We start from the raw sequence: 9,815 nt of genomic DNA on the forward strand, positions 1-9,815 counted from the left end.
TTAAAAAATGAATCCGGCAGAAGCACCCATGTGATTCGCCGAGTATGGTTCGTCCGCAGCCTGAGTCGTCTTCAGGTGCCGATATTCGAGCGAAAACACCAGGTCAGACCGCGGTTTAAGAACGTAATTCACCAGTAATGATTCATTCTTTGCCGCTATGGCCTCCAGATTCGGATCGAAGGCAGCGGCATTCCGCAACCCCAGCGAATCGAACCCGCCATATCCCGCCGCAACATTGAATTCGCTGCGCTCATTGACTCGATACTTCAGCTGGGACCATCCTCCCACTGACCTCAACCTGGCCAAGGCAGGTGCCGTCGTGGCCAGATACGTATAGCCGTTATTCTGCACTCTTGGTAAGCCAAGGCCACCGAATCCGCCCAATCCCTTGCCCGCAAAGAATTCACCCGAAAGCTCAAAGTGAGGCGCCAAAGGGGTCTTCCAATCGAACAGTCCGCCCCAGCCGGTGACGGAGTTTCCCCCGGGATAGCGCTGTGGCGTAATCACCCCTGCGATTCCGAAGGAAACTGGATGGTCTTCGTTATACCCGTTTCCGGAAATACGAACAGCATAAGCGGGCTGTTTCGAACTCTCCCCCGGTGTGGCATACCGACTGTCGGAGTAGTAGCCGGTATATCCCGAGTAGTCGAGGATGCCGCCCTCGAACTTCCACAGGACATTCGCGAGGTTTACCCTCTGTTCGACCCGCAGAGTCGGCGTCCATGTCCAGAGATTTCCAGCCGAGGCCAGCGCAGGCTCGGCTACAGTCGCATAGCTGGTGGGAGAATTCGGAGAGAAGAACAAGTAATCAAGGCCGCCGCTTATGGACGTGTGTTCCCAATCCATTCGCATTCGAGCCACGCGCAGGCGGGCTATGCCGCTGCTGTACCCGGAATAGCTCTCCGGAATGCCGCCGAAAAAGTCGACCTGGAGATCTGCCGAGGTGTGAGCACCTCCGATGTCTGGCCCATACCCCGTCAGGGAGAAAATCGACTGTCGCAACGATGCCCCGAACGAGCCATCCGATGCCGCTGGCGGTTGCTCGTACGCGACCCGCGGTAAGTCGATTTCATCAACAACTCCCGAATTCCCAAAGACATTCAGCAAAAGCATGCCTGAGAGTTTCAGCCGGAATTTCGAGGCACTCCCGACCTTCGTCTGCTGTTGCTCCTGCACTTGGGCATTCAGCAATTGCCACTCGTCTTCCGTAATCTTCGCCGGGCGCGATTCTTGCTGGACGCCGGAGTTCTCGGCCACGGCACTCCCCGCGTGTCGCGCGCTAATTTCATTCACCTGGTGCTGCAGTTGCTCAACCACCGCGCTCAGTTGCTGCAGCTTATCTTGCGCTTCCGCAAGTTGGCGCTGAGTCATTTGTAACTGCTCCTGCAAACCCCGTACGGTTTCCCCTTCCTTCGTGCCGTCTCCGTTCGCCGCTTGCTGAGCGATCGCGAGATCCGAACAGACAAAGAAAACTACGACCCAGGCCGACTGCCTGACGATTCGTTGGAAGCACATGATGCCCTCTTTCGTCGCAAGAACCCGGCATGTTGCGGAAGACTTTTCTGAATGGATGCACCTCCCCGCTCATGCGGCGCGTAATTTTTCCCTGAACCCCACAGGTGCACCTACGCTCCGCAAGGCATTAATGCGTGAGTGAGCGACTCCACGATATCGGCGTGTGCACCGCTGTGGAGCACTTCACTCACCAGACGTCGTCTGTGATTAAATGTACCGGTTCGAAAAGTCGCGGGTGTCTGAAATGGATACATGTAGTTCGTCTCACCCCCTTACCTTCGGTCAGGATGAGGGCACACCTGACCTCTACCATGCACAGGTAGTTGAGAAGCTACGAAACTACGTCCGATTACTTGGAGACAGCCCTGCGAAAAAGGAACCTGCGGTTCTCAGGGGGAGCACAAAGACTTACGCTATTTCGCCGAGCGCCAATTATGCGAAAAGCCGTTGATTCCCCAAGAAGAGCGGAACCGAACACTTCGCCAAGCGCTACGCCGCCCTTGACGGTCGCTGACGACAAAAGGAGTGCCCTCTGCGAATTGTCGCTCCGCTCGGGTGAATTCGGCAACAAAGAATGCGGGTGCTTCTCGAGCGCCGGGACCGTAGAAGGAGCGCCCGCCCGGACGATGGCGAACTCCGTGACAATACACGTATTCAGCCACCAGTCCGATTGAAAATTATCCTGCCCAACAGTTGCCTTCCGGGGGATAATGAACCTGCGATTTTTACGTCTTTCCCAGGCCGATCCCGGGGACAGAAGTCCGGATACACGTATCGTTCTTCGCACGATTGAGTACTGAAAGGTCGTGCAATTTGATCATCGGATCGGGCATCGACGTTGTGGAGAACTGCAGGGTTGAGCGAGAGCTATCTCGCGCAGAGTGGGAACCGGAGCAAGGTGTCTTCAGTTCTGGCGAGATTCATTTCTGTACTCATTCAAAAAAACCGGCCCTCCTATTTGCCACCTTCTTCGCGGTCAAAGAAGCGACGTTAAAAGCGCTCGGAATCGAAAACACCAATCTCTCGCATTTTCACGACGTTGAAGTTCTCCCGAACGAACAGGGGAATTTGACAGTGAGGTTGTGCGGGCAGAGCCAGTTACTTTCTCAAAGACTGGGTGTGCACCGTGCATCAGTCGCGGTCACAACAAACGCGCGACTGAGTGGCGCCATCGTTGTGCTTGAGTCGTAAGCTCTTCCGGTGGCGCCGGAATGAGCGACTTATGCGCGACCTTCTGAAAGATGAAGAAGTCCTTACGCAGAGTGAGTGGTCCCAGGCCGAACGCGAACTGGGTTACAGGCCCGGTGAGCCGATCAACATCGGGTGGATGTGCAGCGATCGGCTCTGTGGACTGGGATTGGGAAATAAACCGGCCCTGATCTGGCAGGACTACCAGGGCAGACAGAAACGCTACACCTATGACGATCTGCGCGTTCGCTCGAATGTAATTGCAAACTTTCTGAGAGAACTGGGCGTGCAACCGCGCGAACGTGTGTGCCTGTTCATGGATCGCGTTCCGGAGCTATATATCGGCTTCCTGGGGATTCTCAAGACAGGTGCCATCGCTCAACCGTTATTCTCTGCCTTCGGTGACGAGTCTCTTTTCGTGCGTCTTGAGGACGCTGGCACCGAAACGATCATCACTCAGAAAAAGCATCTTCACAAAGTTCGGAAAAACCGGCAGAAGCTTCCTTTCCTGAAGCGAATCATTGTGGTGGACACGGAGGACTCTTCACTCCAACAGGGTGAAAGCTCGCTTGCGATGGACGATCTGCCGGCAGTAGAAGATTTCAAGGTATATCGAACGACTGCCGAAAGCCCGTCGGTACTTCATTACACCTCCGGCACTACCGGACAGCCGAAAGGGGCCCAGCACGTCCACTATTCCATCATCTCTCAGTATCTGACGTCGAAGCTCGCCCTTGATCTCCGTCCCGATGACATTTACTGGTGCAACGCGGACCCGGGATGGGTGACAGGCACATCCTACGGAATAATCGGTCCGTGGTCGAATGGCATGACTCAGGTAGTTCTCGATGCGGGGTTCAACGCTGACAAGTGGTACGACTTCATGGAAAGACAGCGGGTGACTGTCTGGTATTCGGCACCGACAGCCATTCGCTTGCTGATGAAAGAAGGTGCCGACGTCGTAAAGAAACACGATCTGTCCAGCCTGCGGCACCTGGCAAGCGTCGGAGAGCCACTGAACGCAGAAGCAGTGATCTGGTCGCAGGAGGTTTTCGGAAAACCGTTTCACGATACCTTCTGGCAGACGGAGACAGGCTGCATCGTCATTACAAACCTGCCGGGGATGCCTATCAAGCCTGGGTCGATGGGCAAGCCATTCCCTGGAATCACCGCGACGGTTCTCAACACCAAAACTTTTGAACCGATCCAGGAAACGGGCATCGCGGGTCTGATTGCATTGCGTCCGGGTTGGCCCTCACAGATTCGCGGCTATTGGAAGAACGAAGCCGGATACAAGGCGAAATTCAAAAATGGCTGGTATCTCTGCGGCGACCGGGCGTCGATCGATAGCGACGGTTATTTCTGGTTCATGGGACGCGATGATGACGTAATCAACACGGGCGGTCACCTCATTGGTCCATTCGAAATCGAATCGGCGTTGTTGGAACATCCTTCCGTCGCCGAATCCGCTGCCGTGGCGAAACCCGATCCGGTAAACATGGAGGTGGTGAAGGCGTTTGTCACGCTCAAACGGGGATTCAGGCCGTCCGACGACCTCGAACTAGCCATTATGAACCACATCCGGAAGCGACTGTCGCCGCTGGCAATGCCGCAGGAGATCGAATTTGTCGAGTCCTTGCCGAAAACTCGCAGCGGGAAAATTGTGCGCCGGATTTTGCGGTGCAAAGAGTTCAACGAACCGGTCGGGGATCTCTCGACCGTGATGGAGGAGTAGGCAGCACACGTATTTGAGGGAAAGAGAGGTCCTCATGGACGAACTTAAAGCAGTGATTCACGACTACGTGGTTAAGGAATATCTGGAAGAAGGCGACGAGAGGGTGATCACGGAGACGACGCCGATCATCAGCAGCGGAATCGTCGATTCTTTTTCGATGGTATCGCTGAAGAGATTCTTGGAGAAAAAGTACTCGATTCGAATTCCTGACGAGGAGGCTACTCCGGACGCTTTCGATACGGTTTCGAGCATAGCCACGCTGGTCAGGCGTTTTCAGCAAGCACAGAAAGTCGAGGCGTAGTGAGTTCCATGGTCCACGACCTTCGGAGGGAACACCATGGCTTTCAATGATTACGTACGCAATACATACGAGGCGGAATTGGAAGGGATCAAAGCCGCGGGTCTCTTCAAGGAAGAACGGTACATTCATTCGCCGCAGTTCTCTGAGATTGAAGTCGAATTCCCGGCAGGATCCGCAGTGCGCAAGTGCATCAACATCTGCGCAAATAATTACCTGGGACTGTCGAGTCATCCAGCGGTAGTAGCCGCCGCCCACGCTGGCCTGGATAGTCGAGGTTACGGTATGTCCTCGGTTCGCTTCATCTGCGGGACCCAGGACATTCACCGGCAGTTGGAGAATCGGTTGACGGACTTCCTCGGTACCGAGGACACGCTACTGTTCCCTTCCTGCATGGACGCCAATGCCGGGTTCTTCGAAGCGTGCCTGAACGATCAGGACGTAATGATCGCCGATCGACTCGTGCATGCGTCCATTGTCGACGGCATGCGCCTGTGCAAGGCGATGCAAGACACGTACAAGCATTCCGACATGAATCACCTGGAAGAGAAACTCCAGGAGCACCAGGACAAGCGCCGCCGGATGGTCATCACGGATGGTGTGTTTTCGATGGACGGCGATCTCGCCAAACTTGCTGAAATCGTGTCGCTGGCGGAGAAGTATAACGCCATGGTGTTTGTCGACGATTCCCATGCAACGGGATTCATCGGTCGCACGGGCCGCGGCACCCATGAACACTGCGGAGTGCTGGGAAAAATCGACGTCATCACCACGACCCTTGGCAAGGCGCTGGGCGGTGCTTCGGGTGGATGTGTCAGCGGACGGAAAGAACTGGTAGAGATGTGCCGGCAGCGAGCCCGGCCATACCTGTTTTCGAATGCGGTAGCACCCGTCATTGTCGCAGGTGCTCTGAAGGTGCTGGAGTTAATCTCGACGAGCACAGAACGACGCGACAAGCTGGAATGGAACGCCAGGTATTGGCGCGGGTTGCTGAAAGATGCTGGCTTCGATCTAAAAGAGGGGGAGAGCCCAATCGTTCCAGTCATGCTTTATGACGCCAAGCTCGCGCAGGATTTCGCCCGAGATCTCTTTTACGAGGGAATCTACGCTGTGGGCTTCTTCTTCCCGGTAGTAGCGAAGGGACAGGCGCGCATCCGTACGCAATTATCCGCGGCTCACGAAAAACATCATCTCGACACCGCGATCGAGGCGTTCAAGAAAATTGGCGAGAAGCACGGAATTCTTGGCATGGGCAAGAAAGAACTCCTCGCCAGAGTTGGAGCCTGAACCAACAGCTGTTTGCCATGCTTCAGGGACTCGGCCTCGGTTACAGGGAGTTGCGCCGTGCACGACGCGGCGATGGAGGTCGAAAATGATCTGCGCCGAGCTGGAAAAACTCGAAGGACAGCTGGACGACATCATTACAGAACTTGAGAAACCGTACCTGAGCGAGCAAGAACGTAAGAAGCTGGAGCAGGCATACGCCCGGCTCTCGCAAACTATTACGTCACACCAGAGAACGGGCCATGAAGGCGGGCCGTGCTATGAGGAGTGACCGCGCCTCGGGTAACAGCGTTGATCAGTCTGCTGCGAGGAGCGCAGGTTTGTACCATTCAAGCGCTCCTGAGGGGGGTTATGGTCATAGCATCTGATCTGCGGGTAGGGATGGCACTTCGGATTGATGGTCAGCCGTTCAAAGTCTTAGAGGTCGAAGCCAAGGCCGGCGCCGCCAAGATGGGGGGCTTGGTTCGGACCAAGGTAAGGAATGTGAAGAGTGGCCGACTGTGGGAACAGAACTTTCGCCCACAGGAGCGGTTGGAAGATTTGGAATTTGAGCGGCACCGGATGGAGTTTCTCTATAGCGACGGCCAGGTCTGCACATTCCAGCGTCTGGACAATTTCGAGCAAGTTGAACTTCCATCGACCACCATTGGTGCAGCCGAAAAATTTCTCCAACCCGGAATGGAATTCCCCGTCGAGTTCTTTGAGGGAGAGCCAATCGATATCGTCTTGCCGGATCTGATCGAATGTCGTGTCGCAAGTACTTCACCTCCCGCGCGTTCGCAGCAGGATTCGAGCAGAAAAGAAGCAATCCTGGAGAATGGCCTTTCCATCCAGGTTCCTTTGTTTATAGGTCCGGAAGAGATAGTCAGGATTGATCTCAGGACCGGCCGATATGTCGAAAGGGTTCGAACGGAGCACAAAAGAGGTGCCTGATCGCGAATGCGGCCACAATGTTCCCTTATGCGTTGAATTGGATCTTACCGCGTAACCACTGCGGCGGCGCTCAAGGAAGCTTTCTCGACAATTCTGAGCCGACGAAACGCTGGGTGCAGGAGCGGTTAGCTGGCTTTCTTGGCAGACATGGATTGTGCCGTGTCCAGATACTTCACGAACAGAACTTCATTCTGCGCCTCGTTATAGAGGAGTTCATCCGCGGAAGCCTTGATCATGAGGATGCCGAATCCTCCGGGGCGAATACCTCGCTCCTCACGAACCGACATGTGGGCGACAGGTTCCGATTCGGGCTGCCCAACGGCAGCATGGGTGAGTCCCTCGAAGGAGAAGCCGGGTCCGGGGTCGGCAATGCGGAACATTAGCATTCGCGGCGAGCGGACGGCGGCGATGCGTACCTTGCGGTTGGGATCGAGTTGACCGCCCCACTCGACGGCGTTGAGCAGGAGTTCGCGGAAGCACGAGGCGATTGTCTCGCGCTCGTCGCCGGGAAGATCAGCCTCCAATTTCATAATGAAGGTCTGAATACGCTCAGCCGCTTCGCGGGTGCACGGGATGAGGAGTTCGACCCAGTGCGGTCGCGCAGACAGAACTTCTATCGCCGGTTCCTGGTTGTCGGAAAGAGCGCGTTGCGCGGCTTCCACGGCATCGCGTGGCGGAAACGGCTTGCTCAGGTAATCGTAGGCTTGTTCTTTGACGGCGCGCAGCAGAGTCTCCGAGGTGTCGTCGGAGGTCATCACGATAACTTTCGGATGGTAGCTACCGGCACGGATGCGCGCCAGTACTTCAAGGCCCGAGAGCTGCGGCATCCAGATGTCCAGGAATACGAGGTCGTACGGATTTTCCTGCATCGCGTTTAGCGCGGCAAAGCCATCGGCCGCTTGTGAAACCTCGAATCCAGCGTTCCCCAGGAGTTTCGCTATGCCGTGACGAGTCGCGGCGTCATCATCCGCGATGAGGACTTTCTTTCCTGCCGGAGTTCCCCCGGACATAAACGGACCTCCCGATCATTGCGACTGGAATCGCAGAATAGTATGTCCTTGCACCGGTAGCGTCAAATAGGAACTTAGGGGTAGACTGCTCAGCCTCGGAGAACGTATGTCTGCGTCACCCATCAAACCCCCCGGACCCGAAAATCAAGAGCCAGAATTGCTCGACCTCGCGCTCGACCTCATTTGTGTGGCGGGCACCGACGGTTACTTCACGCGGATTAACCAGGCCTGGACAGACTCGCTCGGTTACACAAAAGAGGAGCTGCTCACGCAGCCCTGGATCAACGTCGTCCATCCGGAGGATCGGGAGGCGACGATTGCCGAGGCGACGAAGGTTTTTCAGGGATATAGGACGATGCGCTTTCGGAACCGTTGTCGCGCCAAAGACGGTTCCTACCGATGGATTGTCTGGACTGCTGCGGCGCCCGCCGACGGCCGATTTTTCTATGCGACCGGCCGCGACGTAACCGAATTGAAACGCGACCAGGATCTGCTGGTGGCGCAGTATGCCGTCACCAGGGTGTTGGCGGAAGCGTCATCGCTGGCAGAAGCCGCACCGAAAATCCTGCAGAAGATCTGCGAGACCCTGGAATGGGCCACAGGGAGCTTGTGGCAACTTGATAGGAGCAAGGGCGTATTGCGGTGCGTCGAAACTTGGCATATGCCCACGGCAAACGTCACTGAGTTCTCGGCGGCAACCCGTGCTGTTACCTTCGAGCGGGGACTTGGCCTCCCAGGACGAGTCTGGGCGAATGCAGACGCGCATTGGATCGAAGATGTGACCAAGGATGCAAACTTCCCTCGCGCCCAGGTCGGTTTGAAAGAAGGCTTGCATAGTGCCTTTGCCTTCCCGGTTCTGTTGGGCGGCGAGGTATTGGCTGTTCTCGAGTTCTTCAGCGATCAGATCCGCCAGCCTGACACTAAGCTGCTCGCGCTTTTGTCATCAATCGGAAGCCAGGTTGGCCAGTTCATCGAACGCACCGACGCCGAAGCGGCGTTGCGAATCTACGCCCGCGAGTTGGAGTCCGCCAAGCAGATTGCGGAAGAAGCGACGAAGGCAAAGAGCGAGTTCCTGGCCAACATGAGCCACGAGATTCGCACGCCGCTGAACGCGATCATCGGATTGTCGTGGCTATGCCTGCAGTCGGACCTGGGGGAGAAGCAGCGGGAGTTTGTGCAGAAGACCGCGCTCGCGGCGCAGAATCTGATGCGGCTGGTGAACCAGATACTTGATGTGTCGAAGATTGAAAGCGGTGGCCTGCAGCTTGAGGCCGCGGATTTTTCGCTCGAGTCGGTGTTGGTGAACCTGGATACGATCATGGGCGAGCTGGCGCGTTCCAAAGGGCTCTTGTTCAGGATTTCGCGAGCCGCACAGCTGCCGCAAAGGCTGCATGGAGATGCGCTGCGCCTGGAGCAAATTCTTACCAACCTGGCCAGCAACGGCGTCAAATTTACGATGACCGGATCGGTGGATGTGTTTGTAGCGCAGAAGCAAAGCGATTCGAATGGCGTGGATCTTGAATTCTCAGTCAAGGACACGGGCATTGGAATGACGGGGGACCAGATTGAGCGCATCTTCAGGCCCTTCACGCAAGCCGACGACTCCACGACGCGCAAGTATGGCGGCAGCGGGCTTGGACTCACGATCAGCAAGCGGCTGGTGCAGATGATGGGGGGGGACCTGACGGTTGAGAGCTTTCCGGGGCTGGGCAGCACTTTCCGGTTCTCGGTTCATTTCTCGGCAGCCAAGGAGTCGCAAAGGAAGACTCGCAGCGGATCTTTCGGCGCGGAGGGGGTGTTGAACCGGGACATCGAAGCCGCATTTCGGGGAGCGCGCATCCTGGTGGCTGAG

At 56.2% G+C, this 9,815-nt stretch carries 8 protein-coding genes; 6 read left to right on the forward strand and 2 right to left on the reverse strand.

Annotated elements, in window-relative coordinates:
* Positions 1–1,515, reverse strand: a complete 1,515-nt coding sequence (locus tag ROO76_06950; protein MDT8067891.1) for a hypothetical protein — start codon at positions 1,513–1,515, stop codon at positions 1–3.
* A gap of 1,222 nt (positions 1,516–2,737) precedes the next feature.
* Here ROO76_06950 and acsA point away from each other — a divergent pair.
* From acsA to ROO76_06975, 5 genes are all read left to right on the forward strand, one after another.
* Positions 2,738–4,438 carry an acetate--CoA ligase gene (gene acsA / locus ROO76_06955; GenBank protein ID MDT8067892.1) on the forward strand — a complete coding sequence of 567 codons (1,701 nt, stop codon included), beginning with the start codon at positions 2,738–2,740 and terminating at the stop codon, positions 4,436–4,438.
* 34 nt (positions 4,439–4,472) lie between these two features.
* A complete protein-coding gene (locus ROO76_06960) occupies positions 4,473–4,739 on the forward strand; it encodes an acyl carrier protein (GenBank protein ID MDT8067893.1) in 267 nt (88 codons plus the stop codon).
* A gap of 36 nt (positions 4,740–4,775) precedes the next feature.
* Positions 4,776–6,023 carry a glycine C-acetyltransferase gene (gene kbl / locus ROO76_06965; GenBank protein MDT8067894.1) on the forward strand — a complete coding sequence of 416 codons (1,248 nt, stop codon included), beginning with the start codon at positions 4,776–4,778 and terminating at the stop codon, positions 6,021–6,023.
* An 85-nt stretch (positions 6,024–6,108) separates the two neighbouring features.
* The gene (locus ROO76_06970; GenBank protein ID MDT8067895.1) at positions 6,109–6,291 is read left to right on the forward strand and encodes a hypothetical protein; all 183 of its coding nucleotides are present in this window, start codon (positions 6,109–6,111) and stop codon (positions 6,289–6,291) included.
* A 20-nt stretch (positions 6,292–6,311) separates the two neighbouring features.
* Entirely contained in the window at positions 6,312–6,953 is a 642-nt protein-coding gene (locus ROO76_06975) for an elongation factor P (GenBank protein MDT8067896.1), read from the forward strand.
* Positions 6,954–7,078: 125 nt separating this feature from the next.
* Here ROO76_06975 and ROO76_06980 read toward each other — a convergent pair whose 3' ends face one another.
* Positions 7,079–7,963, reverse strand: a complete 885-nt coding sequence (locus tag ROO76_06980; protein MDT8067897.1) for a response regulator — start codon at positions 7,961–7,963, stop codon at positions 7,079–7,081.
* Between the two features lie 106 nt (positions 7,964–8,069).
* On the opposite strand from ROO76_06980, the gene ROO76_06985 reads away from it, so the two are divergent.
* Positions 8,070–9,815: ATP-binding protein (locus ROO76_06985; GenBank protein ID MDT8067898.1), on the forward strand; the 1,746-nt coding region annotated here is incomplete at its 3' end.

This window comes from Terriglobia bacterium, assembly GCA_032252755.1.
Classification (GTDB): Bacteria; Acidobacteriota; Terriglobia; order Terriglobales; family Acidobacteriaceae; genus JAVUPY01.

Coding starts and splice junctions, on each gene's coding strand:
- ROO76_06950 (MDT8067891.1), bottom strand. CDS start 1,515: ATGTGCTTCCAACGAATCGTCAGGCAGTCGGCCTGGGTCGTAGTTTTC.
- acsA (MDT8067892.1), top strand. CDS start 2,738: ATGCGCGACCTTCTGAAAGATGAAGAAGTCCTTACGCAGAGTGAGTGG.
- ROO76_06960 (MDT8067893.1), top strand. CDS start 4,473: ATGGACGAACTTAAAGCAGTGATTCACGACTACGTGGTTAAGGAATAT.
- kbl (MDT8067894.1), top strand. CDS start 4,776: ATGGCTTTCAATGATTACGTACGCAATACATACGAGGCGGAATTGGAA.
- ROO76_06970 (MDT8067895.1), top strand. CDS start 6,109: ATGATCTGCGCCGAGCTGGAAAAACTCGAAGGACAGCTGGACGACATC.
- ROO76_06980 (MDT8067897.1), bottom strand. CDS start 7,963: ATGTCCGGGGGAACTCCGGCAGGAAAGAAAGTCCTCATCGCGGATGAT.